We start from the raw sequence: 15,133 nt of genomic DNA, 5'->3' as shown, positions 1-15,133 counted from the left end.
GACATGCGCATCCTCGGCATCGACCCCGGCCTCCTCACCACCGGCTTCGGCGTGGTGGACGCGGACGGCCACGCATTGCGCTATGTGGCCAGCGGCACCATCAGCACGCGGCACCTGGGCAGCGGCAACCTACCGGCACGCCTGAAGGTGCTGTTCGACGGCATCGCCGAAATCACCGCGCGCTACCAACCCGATGCGTCGGCGGTGGAAATCATCTTCGTCAACGTTAACCCGCAGTCGACGCTGCTGCTGGGCCAGGCGCGCGGCGCGTGCGTGACCTCGCTGGTGAACAGCAACCTCACGGTGGCCGAGTACACCGCGCTGCAGATGAAAAAGGCGGTCGCAGGCCATGGCCAAGCCGCAAAGGCACAGGTGCAGGAGATGGTGAAGCGGTTGCTCGACCTGCCGGGGCTGCCCGGTGCCGATGCGGCCGATGCGCTGGGCATCGCGATCACGCATGCGCAAGTGGGCCGTTCGATGGCGCGGCTGGCCGAAGCGGCGGAGTTGTCGAAATCGCACGCCGGCACGTACCGGCAAGGACGTTCGCGCTAAGCCCGGCAGAAGGAAGAAGGCCTAGGCCACGCGCTCCGCGATCAGCACCGCGAAGAAGCCGAAGGCGCAGCGAGCAGCGTCCACTTGAGCACGATCCAGCCGACGCGCCGGTACTTCACGTGGCCGGTGCCCGCATAGAAAGCGAAGGACACGCCCGCCACCAGCAGAAGCAACAGGATGGCCCAGCGGAAGAGAAGCATCGTTCGGAAAGGCGCCGGTCTACCAGGCCCGTGCCACTTCGCCGAAGCCGCGGGGTGCGCGCTTCTCGTCGTCGAAGGTCACGACCTCGTAGGCGTCGCTGTGCGAGAGCAGCTCGCGCAGCAGCTTGTTGTTGAGCGCATGGCCCGAGCGGAACGCGGTGTAGGCCGCGAGCAGCGGCTTGCCGATGATGTAGAGGTCGCCCATCGCATCGAGGATCTTGTGTTTCACGAACTCGTCGTCGTAGCGCAGCCCGCCGGCATTGAGCACCTTGGTGTCGTCCATCACGATGGCGTTGTCGAGACCGCCGCCGAGGGCCAGGCCCTTGCTTCGCATGTACTCGACCTCTTTCGTGAAGCCGAAGGTGCGCGCACGCGCGATGTCGCGGCTGTACGAATCGGTACCGAGGTCGAACTCCACGCGTTGGCCGGTGGAATTGACCACGCGGTGATCGAAGTCGATCTCGAAGCTCAGCTTGTAGCCGTGGTACGGCTCCAGACTTGCCCACTTCTCGTTGGCGCCCTCGCCTTCGCGCACCTCGACCTTGCGGGTCACGCGGATGAAGCGGCGCGGCGCCTTCTGCAGTTCGATGCCCGCGCTTTGGAGCAGGAACACGAAGGACGAAGCCGATCCGTCGAGGATCGGCACTTCGTCGGCCGTGATGTCGATGTAGAGGTTGTCGATGCCCAGGCCCGCGCAGGCCGACATCAAATGCTCGACCGTCTGCACCTTCGCGCCGCCGGTCGAGACCGTGGAGGCGAGGCGCGTGTCGGTGACCGCTTCGGCGGTCATGCGGATTTCAGCAGGCTCGGGCAGGTCGACGCGGCGGAACACGATGCCCGTGTCGGCCGGGGCCGGTCGCAGGGTCAGTTCCACGCGTTGCCCGCTGTGAAGCCCCACGCCCACGGCGCGGCTGATCGACTTGAGGGTTCGTTGTTGCAGCACGCCGGGGATTTTAGGCGCGCCACGTGCGTGGCGGCCTATTCCCCTCGCTATGGCAGCGATAGACATCGGTTCTATGCAATCCCGGCAATGGACGCAAAGGGCACGAAGTGAACGCAGCGCCTAGAGCCAGCGGAAGTCCCTTTCAGGTCTTCCCTGTACCCCTTGCGAACCTTCGTGCCCCGAGCGTCCCGTTGAGTCACTTCGCGAAACACCGCGGAACCGGCTTTGCCGAGCCGCTGGTGTTGCCCCCGGTAGGGGGTTGGCGAAGCGACACGAAGTGCGCGCAGCCTGGGGGTGAGCCCGGTTAATCGGCCTGACGGCGCAGGAATGCGGGAATTTCGAAGTCGTCCATGCCACCCGACGACAGTGCATCCACCTTGGCCGCGGCCATCGTGCGGTTGGTGCGCCACACGCTCGGGACCGCCATGCCGTCGTAGTTCGGCTGGCTGCCACCGCTGGTGTGGCCGACGCCGCCCATGGTGGGCACGTTGAACGGGATGTTGTCGGTGCCGGTACGAATGACTTCCAGCGTCGGTGCCTGGCGGCGTGCGTCCGCGCGCGAGAGGCCCGTGGCCACCACGGTCACGCGCATCTCGTCGCCCAGGGCTTCGTCGTAGGCAGCGCCGTAGATCACGTGCGCGTCCGGCGAGGCGTAAGCGCGGATGGTGTTCATCGCGAGCTTCGACTCGTTGAGCTTCAGCGAACCCTTCGATGCAGTCACCAGCACCAGCACGCCCTTGGCGCCCGAGAGGTCGATGCCTTCGAGCAGCGGGCAGGCCACGGCCTGCTCGGCGGCGATGCGCGCGCGGTCCGGACCGGCGGCCGCGGCGGTGCCCATCATGGCCTTGCCCGGTTCGCCCATCACGGTGCGCACGTCTTCGAAGTCGACGTTCACGCCGCCGTATTCGTTGATGATTTCCGAGATACCGCCCACGGCGTTCTTGAGCACGTCGTTGGCGTGCGCGAAGGCTTCGTCCTGGGTGATGTCTTCACCCAGCACGTCGAGCAGCTTCTCGTTGAGCACCACGATCAGCGAATCGACATTGGCTTCGAGCTCGGCCAGGCCGTCGTCCGCATTCTTCATGCGGCGGCCGCCTTCCCAGTCGAAGGGCTTGGTCACCACGCCCACGGTGAGGATGCCCATTTCCTTGGCCACGCGCGCGATCACCGGCGCAGCGCCGGTGCCCGTGCCGCCGCCCATGCCGGCGGTGATGAACAGCATGTGCGCGCCGTCGATCGCCGCGCGGATTTCGTCCACGGCGGCTTCGGCGGCTTCACGGCCCTTGTCGGGCTTGCTGCCGGCGCCCAGGCCGCTGGTGCCGAGCTGGATGATCTTGTTCGCGTTGCTGCGGGTCAGCGCCTGCGCATCGGTATTCGCGCAAACGAACTGCACGCCCTGCACACCACGCTCCATCATGTGGGCGACCGCATTGCCGCCACCGCCGCCGACGCCGATCACCTTGATCTGCGTGCCCTGATTGAATTCTTCGACTTCGATCATTTCGATGGTCATTTCTAACTCCTTGAATATTGCAGTTGCCGTTGTGTATCTATGAATAATTCTTTTGCCGTGACGTGTTCAACGAGAGCGCCGTCACGATGGTGGACCTGTTCGTCGCCATCGCTCGTTGAAATGCAACGGCGGACTGCCGCGAGCGAGCCAGAGTGGGGAGTGGTTCATGGTCAGAAGTTCCCCACGATGAAGTCCTTGAAACGTCCGAACGCAGTCTTTACCGACCCGTTCTTCTGCGCGACCTTGAAGCCGCGCATGCGTGCGAAGCGCGCCTCTTCGAGCAGGCCCATGACAGTCGCCGCGCGAGGCTGCGCGACCATGTCGGACAACGCGCTGGAATACTTCGGGATGCCGCGGCGCACGGGCTTGAGGAAGATGTCTTCGCCCAGCTCGACCATGCCCGGCATCACCGCACTGCCGCCGGTGAGCACCACGCCCGAAGAGAGCACCTCTTCGTAGCCCGATTCGCGCACCACCTGCTGCACGAGCGAGAAGATCTCTTCGATGCGCGGCTCGATCACGCCGGCCAGCGCCTGCTTGCTCAGCATGCGCGGACCGCGGTCGCCCAGGCCCGGCACTTCCACCTGCTGGTCAGGGTCGGCCAGCAGTTGCTTCGCATAGCCGCTCTCGACCTTGATGTCTTCCGCGTCCTTCGTCGGCGTGCGCAGCGCCATCGCGATGTCGCTCGTGATGAGGTCGCCCGCGATCGGGATCACCGCCGTGTGGCGGATCGCGCCGTTGGTGAAGATCGCCACGTCGGTCGTGCCCGCGCCGATGTCCACCAGCACCACGCCCAGCTCGCGCTCGTCTTCCGTGAGCACCGCCTGGCTCGAGGCCAGCGGGTTCAGCATCAGCTGATCGACCTCCAGGCCGCAGCGGCGCACGCACTTGATGATGTTCTCGGCCGCGCTCTGCGCGCCGGTCACGATGTGCACCTTCGCTTCGAGCCGCATGCCGCTCATGCCGATCGGTTCCTTCACGTCCTGGCCGTCGATCACGAACTCCTGCGGCTCCACCAGCAAGAGGCGCTGGTCGCTGGAGATGTTGATCGCGCGTGCGGTCTCCACCACGCGGGCCACGTCGGCGGGCGTCACTTCCTTGTCCTTCACCGCCACCATGCCGCTGGAATTAATGCCGCGGATGTGGCTGCCGGTGATGCCGGTGTAGACGCGGCTGATCTTGCAGTCGGCCATCAGCTCGGCTTCTTTCAGCGCCTGCTGGATGCTCTGCACCGTGGCGTCGATGTTCACCACCACGCCGCGCTTCAAGCCATTGCTCGGCGCGATGCCGAGCCCCGCGAGCTTGAGCTCGCCGCCGGGCAGCACCTCGGCCACGACCACCATCACCTTGGCGGTGCCGATGTCCAGGCCTACGACCAGGTCTTTGTATTCTTTGGGCATTGAAATATGTCCTCGATTTCTCGCTGTGCGCTACTTGATTCTTCTTGGGGTCTCGGGCGAGACCGTGGTGACGCCGCGCAGCCGCAATGCATACGCGTCGTTGTGGCGCAGGTCGGCGCCTTCGACGTCGGCCACCGTGCGGTGGTACTGGCCCGCGACCTGGGTCACGGTCTTCAAAAAGCGCTGCAGCCTGGCCGACACCTCTTCGCTCTGCCCGCGCCCGAGTTCGATTCGCGCGCCGCTGTCCAGCACCACCCTCCAACTGCCGCGGCTGGAGAGCGTGAGCTCGTCGATGCCGAAGTCGTAGGGCTGGAACTGCGGCGCCAGCACGCGGTACATGCCCAGCACCTGCCCGGCCTGCTCGATCGGGCCGTCCAGGCGCGGCAGGTCCTCGTCCACCTCGGCCACGTTGGCTTCGAACACATCGCCGAAGCCGTTGATGAGCTTGGACCCCGCCTCGTCGCCCCAGCTGGCCACGGGCACCTGCTCGGTCAGCGTCACGCGCAGCTTGTTCGGGAACTCGCGCCGCACCACCGCGCTGCGCACCCACGGCACCGCTTCGAAGGCGGTGCGCGCACGCGCGAGGTCGATGGTGAAGAAGTTGCCCGAGAGCTGCGGCGCCACGTTGGCGCGCAGGGTGACCGCGTTGTTGTGCGTCACTTCGCCGTCCACCTTGATCCCCGCGAGCGGGAAGAAAGGCTGGCGCAGCACCCACCACGCGCCCGCGGCCAGCAGCATGAGCGCCACCGCCACGAACGCGAGGTTCGCCACGATGTTCATGAGCTTGACGTCGAACGGCGCCTGGATGCTGTCGGCCATGGCTATTGCGCGCCTCCCTTGGCATCCAGCGAAGCGGAGGCCAGCACGCGCAGGCACAGCTCTTCGTAGGAAATGCCCGCCGCGCGCGCCGACATCGGCACCAGCGAATGGCTGGTCATGCCGGGCGATGTGTTCATCTCGAGCAGGAAGGGCTTGCGGTCGCTGGCGCGGATCATCACGTCGGCGCGGCCCCAGCCGCGGCAGCCGAGCGTGTGGTACGCGGCCAGCGTGATGCGCTGGATCTCGTGCTCCTCGTCCGCCGGCAAGCCGCTCGGGCACTTGTATTGCACGACGTCGGTGAAATACTTGTTCTGGTAGTCGTAGGCGCCTTCGGGTGCGGCGATGCGAACCACGGGCAGCGCGCGCGCATCGAGCCCCTGGCCGAGCACGGCGCAGGTCACTTCCTCGCCTTCGATGAACTCCTCGCAGAGCACGTCGGCGTCGTACTTGGCCGAGAGCGTGACCGCGTCCTGCATCTGCCTGTCCACGTCGTTCGGGCCCTCGACCTTGGTCACGCCGATGGACGAGCCCTCGCGCGGCGGCTTCACGATCAGCGGCAAGCCGAGCACGTCGGGCACCGCGCGGATCTGCTCGCGGCTTTGCTGGTCGAAGGCCAGGCGCACGTACTTGGGCGTCGGCAGGCCGTCGGCCTGCCAGATGCGCTTGGTCATGACCTTGTCCATCGCCACGCTCGAAGCCATCACGCCCGAGCCGGTATAGGGAATGCCGAGCAGTTCGAGCGCGCCCTGCACCGTGCCGTCTTCGCCATGGCGGCCGTGCAGCACGACGAAGCAGCGCGCAAAGCCTTCGCGCTTGAGCTCGACCAGGTCGCGCTCGGACGGATCGAAGGCATGCGCATCGACACCGCGCGAACGCAGTGCCTCGAGCACGCCGGTGCCCGACATCATCGAGACCTCGCGTTCCGCGGAACTGCCGCCGAACAGCACGGCGACCTTGCCGAAAAGTTTTGGATCCTGAAGGCTCACGATGCCCTCCCCTTGCGCGAGCCGCGCTCCGAAGTTGTTGACGATGGCGCAGTGGCTGCCGTAGCCGCTGCGGGTGCGGCCGCGCCGCCGAGCTCGACCACCTTGCCGGGCACCGCGCCGATGGAACCGGCGCCCATGGAAAGCACGACGTCGCCCGGGCGGGCGTTGTCCAGCACAGCCTGCGGCATGGCCGCGATGTCGTCGACGAACACCGGCTCCACCTTGCCGGCCACGCGCAGCGCGCGCGCCAGCGTGCGGCCGTCAGCGGCCACGATGGGCGCCTCGCCGGCGGCATAGACCTCGCCGAGCAGCACCGAATCGGCCGTGCCGATGACCTTCACGAAATCCTCGAAGCAGTCGCGCGTGCGGGTGTAGCGGTGCGGCTGGAAAGCCAGCACCAGCCGGCGGCCCGGGAACGCGCCGCGTGCGGCGGCGATCGTGGCCGCCATCTCGACCGGGTGATGGCCGTAGTCGTCGATCACGGTGAAGCTGCCCGTGCCGCCCGGCACGCTCACCTCGCCGTAGCTCTGGAAGCGGCGGCCCACGCCCTTGAAGCCGGCGAGACCACGCTGCACCGCCTCGTCGGGAATGCCGAGCTCGACCGCCACCGCGATCACCGACAGCGCATTGCGCACGTTGTGCTCGCCCGGCAGGTTCAGCACGATGGGCAGGTCCGGCAGCGTCACGCCGTTGCGGCGCTGCGCGGTGAAATGCATCTGGCCGCCGACCGCGCGAACGTCGACGGCGCGCACCTGCGCGTCTTCGCCGAAGCCGTAGCTGGTGACCGGGCAGGTGACCTGCGCCACGATGTCGCGCACTGCCGCGTCGTCTGTGCAGAGAATCGCCACGCCATAGAACGGCATGCGGTGCAGGAAGTCGACGAAGGCCTTCTTGAGCTTCGCGAAGTCGTGTCCGTAGGTCTCCATGTGGTCGGCATCGATGTTCGTGACCACCGCCATCACGGGCAGCAGGTTCAGGAACGAGGCGTCCGACTCGTCGGCCTCCACCACGATGTAGTCGCCGCTGCCGAGCTGCGCATTCGCGCCTGCGCTGTTCAGGCGCCCGCCGATCACGAAGGTCGGATCGAGCCCGGCCGCATCGAGCACGCTCGCCACGAGGCTGGTGGTGGTGGTCTTGCCGTGCGTGCCGGCGATCGCGATGCCCTGCTTCAGGCGCATCAGCTCGGCCAGCATCAGCGCGCGCGGCACGACGGGAATGCGCTTCTCGCGCGCGGCCAGCACCTCGGGGTTGTCCGACTGCACGGCGGTCGAGGTGACGACCGCGTCCGCGCCCTCGATGTGCGCGGCCGCATGGCCCACGAAGGTGCCGATGCCCAGGCCCGCGAGCCGGCGCAGCGTGGCGCTGTCGGACAGGTCGGAGCCGGTGATCCTGTAGCCCAGGTTGAGCAGCACCTCGGCGATGCCGCTCATGCCCGAGCCACCGACGCCGACGAAATGGATGTGGCGAATGGCGTGCTTCATTTGGCAAGCTCCTCGCAGGCGCGAACGACGGCTTCCACAGCCTCTGTCTTCTGCATGGTCTTGGCCTTCGCGGCCTTCTCGATCAGCGCGGTGCGCTCGGTGTTCTGTAGCAAATCGGCCAGCAATTCAGGTGTGAGGTCGGCCTGCTGCACCAGCCAGCCGCCGCCCGCGTCCACGAGGAAGCGCGCGTTGGTGGTCTGGTGGTCGTCGACCGCCGAGGGGAAAGGCACGAACAGCGCTGCTGCGCCGACGGCCGCGATTTCTGTGACGGTGCTGGCACCGGCGCGCGCGACGATGATGTCCGCGTCCGCATAAGCCTGCGCCGTGTCTTCGATGAACGGCGTGAGTTCGCCTTCGACGCCCGCGGCCGCGTAGTTGGCGCGCAGTTCGTCGATCTGCTTGGTGCCGCTCTGGTGCAGCACCTGCGGACGCGTTTCGGGTGCGATACGCGCCAGCGCCTGCGGCACCACGGTGTTGAGGCCGCGCGCGCCTAGGCTGCCACCCACGACGAGCAGCTTGAGCGGGCCGGTGCGGCCCGCGAAGCGCGAGGCCGGATCGGCCTGAGACGTGAACGCCGCGCGCAGCGGATTGCCGACCCACTGCGCCTTCTTCAGCACATTCGGGAAGGCGGTGAACACGCGGTCGGCCACGCCCGCCAGCACCTTGTTGGCGAGGCCCGCAACCGAGTTCTGCTCGTGCAGCACCAGCGGCTTGTTGAGCAGCACGCCCATCATTCCGCCCGGAAAGGTGATGTAGCCGCCCAGGCCCACCAGCACGTCGGGCTTCACGCGGCGCACCACGCGAAAGCTCTGCCAGAAGGCGCGCAGCAGTTTCAACGGCAGCAGGAACAACGTGAGCGGGCCCTTGCCGCGCACGCCGCCGAACTGCACCGGCTCGAACGCGAAGCCGCGCGGCGGCACGAGCTTTTCTTCCATGCTGCCGGGCGCGCCCAGCCAGTGCACGCGCCAGCCACGCTCGCGCAATGCCTCGGCCACGGCGAGGCCCGGGAAGATGTGGCCCCCGGTGCCGCCGGCCATGACGAGTGCGGTGCGCCCGGTCATACGCGCCCTCCGCGCATGAGGACACGGTTTTCGTAATCGATGCGCAGCACGATCGCCAGTGCGACCATGTTCATCAGGATGGCCGAGCCGCCGAAGCTCATCAGCGGCAAGGTCAGGCCCTTGGTCGGCAGCGCACCGAGGTTCACGCCCATGTTGATGAAGGTCTGGAAGCCGAGCCACACGCCCACGCCTTGCGCGACCAGGCCCGAGAACACGCGGTCCAGTGCAATGGCCTGGCGGCCGATGTGCATGACGCGGCGGGTCAGCCAGAGGAAGAGGCCGATGATCAGCAGCACGCCGACGAGGCCGAATTCCTCGCCGATCACGGCGAGCAGGAAGTCGGTGTGCGCTTCGGGCAGCCAGTGCAGCTTCTCGACGCTGCCGCCCAGGCCGACGCCGAAGATCTCGCCGCGCCCGATGGCGATCAGCGAGTGCGAGAGCTGGTAGCCCTTGCCGAGCGCATGCTCCTCGCTCCACGGATCGAGGTACGCAAAGATCCGCTCGCGGCGCCACGGGCTGCTCGCCACGATGGTGCCGAAGGCCACCACCACGAGCGCGGCGATCACGAAGAACATGCGCGCGTTCACGCCGCCCAGGAAGAGGATGCCCATGGCGATCACTGCGATCACCATGAACGCGCCCATGTCCGGCTCGGCCATCACCAGCATGCCGACCACCACCACCGCGATGCCCATCGGCAGTACGGCGCGAAAGAACCGCTCCTTGATCTCCATCTTGCGCACCATGTAGCTGGCGGCATAGAGCACCATCGCGAGCTTGGCAAGTTCCGACGGCTGGAAGCGCATGAAGCCCATCGGCAGCCAGCGGCGGGCGCCGTTCACGTTGATGCCGATGTGCGGAATGAGCACCGCCACCAGCAGCAGCAGCGAGGCCACGAAGAGCCAGGGCGCGGCGCGCTCCCAGGTCTTCATCGGGATCTGGAAGGCCAGCAGCGCGGCGATGAACGCGAACGCCACCGAGGCGGCATGCCGCGTCAGGAAGAACGAGGCGCCATAGCCGGCACGCGCGAAGCGCGGGTTGTCGGGCAGCGCGATGGACGCGGAATACACCATCACCAGGCCCCAGGTCAGGAGCGCCACGGTGACCCACACCAGCGCCTGGTCGAAGCCCAGCACGCGCATCGGCGTGGCCTTGGTCTGCGCGATGCCGGCCCCGCCCAGCCGCACCGGCAGGTGCACGGGCAGCGAATCGATGCCGCTGCGGGCGCGCCTGAACCAGCCACCGAAGCGGCTGGTGCGGGTGTTGGGCGTGGCGCCTGCAGCAGCGGAGTTCACAGCGTTTCCTCCGGGAACGAACCGTCGGTCGACATGCCGCGCGGGTTGTCCGCGAGCGCCTGGACGACCTCGCGGAACACTTCCGCACGGTGCTCGTAATCCTTGAACATGTCGAAGCTCGCACAGGCCGGTGACAGCAGCACGGCATCGCCGGGGTTGGCGCGCGCGGCGGCCAGCTTCACAGCCTCGTCCATCGAGGCGGCATGCATCAGCGAGACGCCGGTGTTCGCCAGCGCGGCCTCGATCAGCGGCGCGTCGCGACCGATCAGCACGACGGCGCGCGCGTGCTGGGCGACGGGTGCGGCGAGCGGTTCGAAGTCCTGCCCCTTGCCTTCGCCGCCGAGGATGACGACCACGCGGCGGTCTTCGCCCAGGCCGTTCAGCGCCGCGACCGTCGCGCCGACGTTGGTGCCCTTGCTGTCGTCGAAGTACTCGACGTCGTCGATCAGCGCGATCGGCTCCACGCGGTGCGGCTCGCCGCGGTATTCGCGCAGGCCGTAGAGCATCGGGCCCAGCGGGCAATCGGCGGCGGTGGCGAGCGCGAGCGCGGCCAGCGCGTTCATGGCGTTGTGGCGGCCGCGGATACGCAGCGCGTCGGCGGGCATGAGGCGCTGGAAGAAGATTTCTTCTTCGACCACCGCGCCGCGCTTGCGCTTTTGCGTTTCATCGGCCTCCAGCGCACGCACCAGCCAGCCGATGCCGTTGATGCGTTCGATGCCGTAGTCGCCCGGGCGCAGCGGCATCGCGCTGCCGAAGGTGACGTGCGTGCGGATCTGCGGGCGCTGCAGCTTCACTTTCACGGGCGGGGGCAGCATGGCCATGACACCCGTGTCGTCGCGGTTGAGGATCATCAGGCCCTTCGCACCGAAGATGCGCGCCTTCGCCGCCGCATAGGCCGGCATGTCGCCGTGCCAGTCGAGGTGGTCCTGCGTGAGGTTGAGCACGGTCGCGGCGGTCGGCTCGAAGCCCTGCACGCCGTCGAGCTGGAAGCTGGAAAGTTCGAGCACCCACACGTCCGGCAGCGTCTCGGCATCGATGTGCGCGGCCAGGGTATCGAGCAGCGTCGGGCCGATGTTGCCGGCGACAGCCACGCTCTTGCCCGCGCGCTCGACCAGTTGGCCGGTGAGCGCGGTGACGGTGGTCTTGCCGTTGGTGCCGGTCACGGCGAGCACCGCGGGGGTGTAGCCCTTGGGGGCCGGCGTTTCCTCGATCGGCACCAGGGGCAGCTGGGCGGTCGGCTCTTCTTCCACCGCGGCGGAGGCCGGGTTGGTGGCGGAGAGTTCGGCGATCTTGGCGACGAAGTCGGCGGCCTCGCGAGCGGCCGTGGGGACGTAGGGCTTGCCGGTGGCTGGCAGGCGAGAACCGGTGGCGGGTGCGACTGCTGGCGCTGGTGCCGTCGCGTCGGGTGCGGCGTCGGTGACCTCCGCGGCCGGGGCGGCTTCGTCCACGGGCGGCGTGACCGGAACGCTCAGCGACGGATCGCGCGGCATGGCCTCGGCCATTGCGGGAGTTGCGGGTTCGGTTGCTTCCGTGCTTTCGGTTGCGGCGACGGGCTCGACGGTTTGCGCAGGCACTTCCGCCGGCTCGACGGCTTCGGGCACTTCGGTTGTCTCGACAGGCGCAGCCGCTTCGGCCTCGACCTGCTCGGTCACCGGAGGCACCTCTTCCGGTTCTGGCGCGGCCGGCACTTCGGCCACTTCGACGGGCGCGGCTTCCGCCGGCTCGACGGTCAACGTCAGCTCGGCTTGCGCCGCTTTGGGCACGGCGGGTTCCGCAGGCACTTCCGCAACCGGTTCGGTCACAGCTTCCGGCTCGGTCTCGGCGACTTCCTCCGCCGGCACTTCGACCGTCCGCAAATCGAGCAATGCGCGCGCGAAGAGGTCCAGCTCACCGCCGACCGTCAGCCCCACGGCCTTCGCCGCATCGATGACCGGCGCAATGGTCGCGGGCGACAGGCCCGGCGAGCGGTACACCGCGCGAATCGGCGTGCCTTCGACCAGTGCGGCCGAGAACGGCCCGCCGATGAAGCTCACCTCGGGCAACTCCGCCTGCAGCGTCGCGAGCGCGGCGGGCGCCCCGCGCGTGTCCGCCACGGTCACGACCGCACCATGCCGCGCGCACCAGCGCGCCATCGCCAGCCCGGACGCACCGAGGCCGAGGACGAGAACAGGGAGGTCTTTCAGATGGCGCATCGGTTTCTTCTCACCGCAGCTTCAGCGTCGAGAGACCCACGAGGCACAAGAGCATCGTGATGATCCAGAAGCGCACCACGACCTGCGTTTCGCGCCAGCCGCTCTTCTCGAAGTGGTGGTGCAGCGGCGCCATCTTGAGCACGCGCCGGCCTTCGCCGTAGCGCTTCTTCGTGTACTTGAAGTACATGACCTGCGCCATCACCGAGATCGCCTCGACCACGAAGATGCCACCCATGATGAAGAACACGATCTCCTGGCGCACGATGACCGCGATGGTGCCCAGCGCGCCGCCGAGCGCGAGCGCGCCCACGTCGCCCATGAACACTTGTGCCGGGTGCGTGTTGAACCAGAGGAACGCGAGGCCCGCGCCAGCCATCGCCGAGCAGAACACCAGCAGTTCGCCCGAACCAGGGATGTTGGGGAACAGCAGGTACTTGGAATACACCGCGCTGCCCGTGACATAGGCGAACACGCCCAGCGCCGAGCCCACCATCACCACCGGCATGATCGCGAGGCCGTCGAGCCCGTCGGTGAGGTTCACCGCGTTGCTCGCGCCCACGATCACGAGGTACGTGAGGATCACGAAACCGATGCCGCCCAGCGGATAGCTCACTTCCTTGAAGAAGGGCACCAGCAGGTTGATCTTGGGCGGAAAGTCGAGATCGAAGCCCGACTGCACCCAGGCGAAGAACAGCTGCAGCACGCGCCAGTTGGAGCTCTCGGAAATGCTGAAGAGCAGGTAGAAGCCCGCGAGCAGGCCGACCACCGACTGCCAGAAATACTTCTCGCGCGAGCGCATGCCCTCGGGGTCCTTGCGCACCACCTTGCGCCAGTCGTCGACCCAGCCGATGGCGCCGAAGCCCATGGTCACCCACAGCACGATCCACACGAAGCGGTTCGAGATGTCGAACCACAGGAGCGTGGCGAAGGCGATCGCGAACAGCACCAGCACGCCGCCCATGGTGGGCGTGCCGCTCTTGGTGAGGTGCGTCTCCATGCCGTAGCCGCGCACCGGCTGGCCGATCTTGAGCGCGGCGAGGCGGCGGATCACGTACGGGCCGGCCACCAGGCCGACCAGGAGCGCGGTCACCGCGGCCATCAGCGCGCGGAAGGTGAGGTACTGGAAAACGCGCAAAAACCCGAACTCGGGCGAAAGCGTCTGCAGCCATTGGGCAAGGCTCAGCAGCATGGTGTATCGCGCGGCTCATGCGTCATGACCGGCCTCCTTTTGTTGTTTTGGGTTGTGACTGAGCAAGATCGCCAATCGCCTGCACCACGCGTTCCATCTTCATGAAGCGCGAGCCCTTGACGAGCACGCTGCCGACCAGCGGCAGGCGAGCGAGCACGGCGGCATGGAGCGCGTCGTAGTCGCTGAAATGACGGCCGTTGTCCGCATCCTGGAACGCGGCGATGGTGTGCGCGGTTTCGGTGCCGAGCGTGTAGACGGCCTCGATGCCGCGCTGCTTCGCCCACGCGCCGACCTCGGCGTGGAACTCCGGCGCGCGGTTGCCGACCTCGCCCATGTCGCCGAGCACCAGCAGGTGCGGGCCGGGCAGGCCCGCGAGCACGTCGATGGCGGCGATCACGGAATCGGGGTTGGCGTTGTAGCTGTCGTCGACCAGCGTGAGCACGTGCTTGTTCGACAGCACGACCTCGCTGGCCTTGGAGCGGCCCTTCACCGGCTCGAAGGCCGACAGGCCCTCGGCGATGCGGTCGATCGGCACGCCCGCGGCCAACGCGCAGGCGGTGGCGGCCAGCGCGTTGCCCACGTTGTGGCGGCCGGCGATGTGCAGTTGCGCATCGAAGGCGCCCAGCGGCGTGCGGATGCGCACGGCCCAGGCGCCCTGCTTCCATTCGGCGCTCTCGAGCGAGATGTCGGCGCCTTCGTCTTCGCCGAAGGTCATGCAGCGGCGCGAGCCGCCGTCGTGCGCCATGTCGGTCCAGAGCGAGGTGAAGGTGTCGCCGTACGGGAAAACGGCCGTGCCGTCGTCGGGCAGCACCGCGAACACGGCGGCGTTCTCGATGGCGACCGCTTCCACGCTGGCCATGAACTCCTGGTGCTCGCGCTGGGCGTTGTTGACCAGCGCGATCGTCGGGCGCGAGATGGCGGACAGCCGCGCGATCTCGCCCGGATGGTTCATGCCCAACTCCAGCACCGCGTGCTGGTGGCGGGCGCGCAGGCGCAGCAGCGTGAGCGGCACGCCGATCTCGTTGTTGAAATTGCCGGCGGTCGCGAGCGCGCGGTCGGCGCGGAAGGCGACGAGGATCGCCGCGATCATCTGCGTGACGGTCGTCTTGCCGTTGCTGCCTGTCACGGCGATCAGCGGCAGCTCGAACTGCGCGCGCCAGCCCGCCCCGAGCGCGCCGAGTGCCACCAGCGAGTCGGGCACTTCGAGGCCGGCGAGACCGGCGGCTTCGAGGCCGTGGTGGGCAATGGCTGCGATGGCGCCCTTCTCCTTGGCCTGGGCCAGGAAATCGTTGGCGTCGAAACGCTCGCCCTTGAGGGCGACGAACAGGTCGCCTTGCGCCAGCGTGCGGGTGTCGGTGTGCACGCGCGCGATGACGGTCGCTGGGTCGCCTACCAGGCGCGAACCCGGAATCCATTGCTGCGCCTGCGCGAGCGTCATGTTCAGCGGCGTCATATCGGTCATTCGGAGACCTCCGCGCTTCGCGCTGCGGTATTCGTCTTGG

13 protein-coding genes are annotated in these 15,133 nt (G+C 67.7%); 1 reads left to right on the top strand and 12 read right to left on the bottom strand.

Annotated features, from left to right (window positions below):
- Positions 1-3 precede the first annotated feature (3 nt).
- Positions 4-552: a crossover junction endodeoxyribonuclease RuvC gene (gene ruvC, locus QF040_RS30090; RefSeq protein ID WP_176660174.1), complete on the top strand. Its 549-nt coding sequence runs from the start codon at positions 4-6 to the stop codon at positions 550-552.
- A 41-nt stretch (positions 553-593) separates the two neighbouring features.
- Here ruvC and QF040_RS30085 read toward each other — a convergent pair whose 3' ends face one another.
- The 12 genes from QF040_RS30085 to QF040_RS30030 all read right to left on the bottom strand — a co-directional run bounded on the left by QF040_RS30085 (position 594) and on the right by QF040_RS30030 (position 15,093).
- Entirely contained in the window at positions 594-752 is a 159-nt protein-coding gene (locus tag QF040_RS30085) for a hypothetical protein (RefSeq protein WP_429614740.1), read from the bottom strand.
- A gap of 19 nt (positions 753-771) precedes the next feature.
- Positions 772-1,695 (bottom strand): UDP-3-O-acyl-N-acetylglucosamine deacetylase, encoded by a 924-nt coding sequence (lpxC, locus tag QF040_RS30080; RefSeq protein WP_306880388.1) that lies wholly within the window; start codon positions 1,693-1,695, stop codon positions 772-774.
- 304 nt (positions 1,696-1,999) lie between these two features.
- On the bottom strand, positions 2,000-3,208 hold the full coding sequence (gene ftsZ, locus QF040_RS30075) for a cell division protein FtsZ (protein ID WP_013539447.1): 1,209 nt from the start codon (positions 3,206-3,208) through the stop codon (positions 2,000-2,002).
- Positions 3,209-3,378: 170 nt separating this feature from the next.
- On the bottom strand, positions 3,379-4,608 hold the full coding sequence (ftsA, locus tag QF040_RS30070) for a cell division protein FtsA (protein ID WP_013539446.1): 1,230 nt from the start codon (positions 4,606-4,608) through the stop codon (positions 3,379-3,381).
- Between the two features lie 30 nt (positions 4,609-4,638).
- Positions 4,639-5,427 carry a cell division protein FtsQ/DivIB gene (locus QF040_RS30065; RefSeq protein ID WP_307510562.1) on the bottom strand — a complete coding sequence of 263 codons (789 nt, stop codon included), beginning with the start codon at positions 5,425-5,427 and terminating at the stop codon, positions 4,639-4,641.
- 2 nt (positions 5,428-5,429) lie between these two features.
- Positions 5,430-6,413 carry a D-alanine--D-alanine ligase gene (locus tag QF040_RS30060; protein WP_429613995.1) on the bottom strand — a complete coding sequence of 328 codons (984 nt, stop codon included), beginning with the start codon at positions 6,411-6,413 and terminating at the stop codon, positions 5,430-5,432.
- Entirely contained in the window at positions 6,410-7,894 is a 1,485-nt protein-coding gene (murC, locus tag QF040_RS30055; RefSeq protein WP_429613994.1) for a UDP-N-acetylmuramate--L-alanine ligase, read from the bottom strand. The genes QF040_RS30060 and murC overlap by 4 nt, the downstream gene beginning before the upstream one ends.
- Positions 7,891-8,955 carry an undecaprenyldiphospho-muramoylpentapeptide beta-N-acetylglucosaminyltransferase gene (gene murG, locus QF040_RS30050; RefSeq protein ID WP_429613993.1) on the bottom strand — a complete coding sequence of 355 codons (1,065 nt, stop codon included), beginning with the start codon at positions 8,953-8,955 and terminating at the stop codon, positions 7,891-7,893. Before murG ends, murC begins: the two co-directional genes overlap by 4 nt.
- Positions 8,952-10,250 carry a putative lipid II flippase FtsW gene (ftsW, locus tag QF040_RS30045; RefSeq protein WP_429613992.1) on the bottom strand — a complete coding sequence of 433 codons (1,299 nt, stop codon included), beginning with the start codon at positions 10,248-10,250 and terminating at the stop codon, positions 8,952-8,954. Before ftsW ends, murG begins: the two co-directional genes overlap by 4 nt.
- On the bottom strand, positions 10,247-12,442 hold the full coding sequence (gene murD / locus QF040_RS30040; RefSeq protein ID WP_429613991.1) for a UDP-N-acetylmuramoyl-L-alanine--D-glutamate ligase: 2,196 nt from the start codon (positions 12,440-12,442) through the stop codon (positions 10,247-10,249). Before murD ends, ftsW begins: the two co-directional genes overlap by 4 nt.
- Positions 12,443-12,452: 10 nt before the next feature.
- On the bottom strand, positions 12,453-13,631 hold the full coding sequence (gene mraY, locus QF040_RS30035) for a phospho-N-acetylmuramoyl-pentapeptide-transferase (protein ID WP_013539439.1): 1,179 nt from the start codon (positions 13,629-13,631) through the stop codon (positions 12,453-12,455).
- 22 nt (positions 13,632-13,653) lie between these two features.
- Positions 13,654-15,093, bottom strand: coding sequence for a UDP-N-acetylmuramoyl-tripeptide--D-alanyl-D-alanine ligase (locus QF040_RS30030; protein WP_429613990.1), 1,440 nt, complete (start codon positions 15,091-15,093; stop codon positions 13,654-13,656).
- Between the last annotated feature and the right edge of the window lie 40 nt (positions 15,094-15,133).

The organism is Variovorax sp. W2I14 (genome assembly GCF_050435205.1).
GTDB lineage: Bacteria > Pseudomonadota > Gammaproteobacteria > Burkholderiales > Burkholderiaceae_C > Variovorax > Variovorax paradoxus_C.
This window is presented reverse-complemented; position numbering and strand designations above follow the sequence as displayed.

Excerpts from the sequence above, each read along its gene's own strand:
- ruvC (WP_176660174.1), top strand. The coding sequence starts at position 4 with ATGCGCATCCTCGGCATCGACCCCGGCCTCCTCACCACCGGCTTCGGC.
- QF040_RS30085 (WP_429614740.1), bottom strand. The coding sequence starts at position 752 with ATGCTTCTCTTCCGCTGGGCCATCCTGTTGCTTCTGCTGGTGGCGGGC.
- ftsZ (WP_013539447.1), bottom strand. The coding sequence starts at position 3,208 with ATGACCATCGAAATGATCGAAGTCGAAGAATTCAATCAGGGCACGCAG.
- ftsA (WP_013539446.1), bottom strand. The coding sequence starts at position 4,608 with ATGCCCAAAGAATACAAAGACCTGGTCGTAGGCCTGGACATCGGCACC.
- QF040_RS30065 (WP_307510562.1), bottom strand. The coding sequence starts at position 5,427 with ATGGCCGACAGCATCCAGGCGCCGTTCGACGTCAAGCTCATGAACATC.
- murC (WP_429613994.1), bottom strand. The coding sequence starts at position 7,894 with ATGAAGCACGCCATTCGCCACATCCATTTCGTCGGCGTCGGTGGCTCG.
- murG (WP_429613993.1), bottom strand. The coding sequence starts at position 8,955 with ATGACCGGGCGCACCGCACTCGTCATGGCCGGCGGCACCGGGGGCCAC.
- murD (WP_429613991.1), bottom strand. The coding sequence starts at position 12,442 with ATGCGCCATCTGAAAGACCTCCCTGTTCTCGTCCTCGGCCTCGGTGCG.
- mraY (WP_013539439.1), bottom strand. The coding sequence starts at position 13,631 with ATGCTGCTGAGCCTTGCCCAATGGCTGCAGACGCTTTCGCCCGAGTTC.
- QF040_RS30030 (WP_429613990.1), bottom strand. The coding sequence starts at position 15,093 with ATGACCGATATGACGCCGCTGAACATGACGCTCGCGCAGGCGCAGCAA.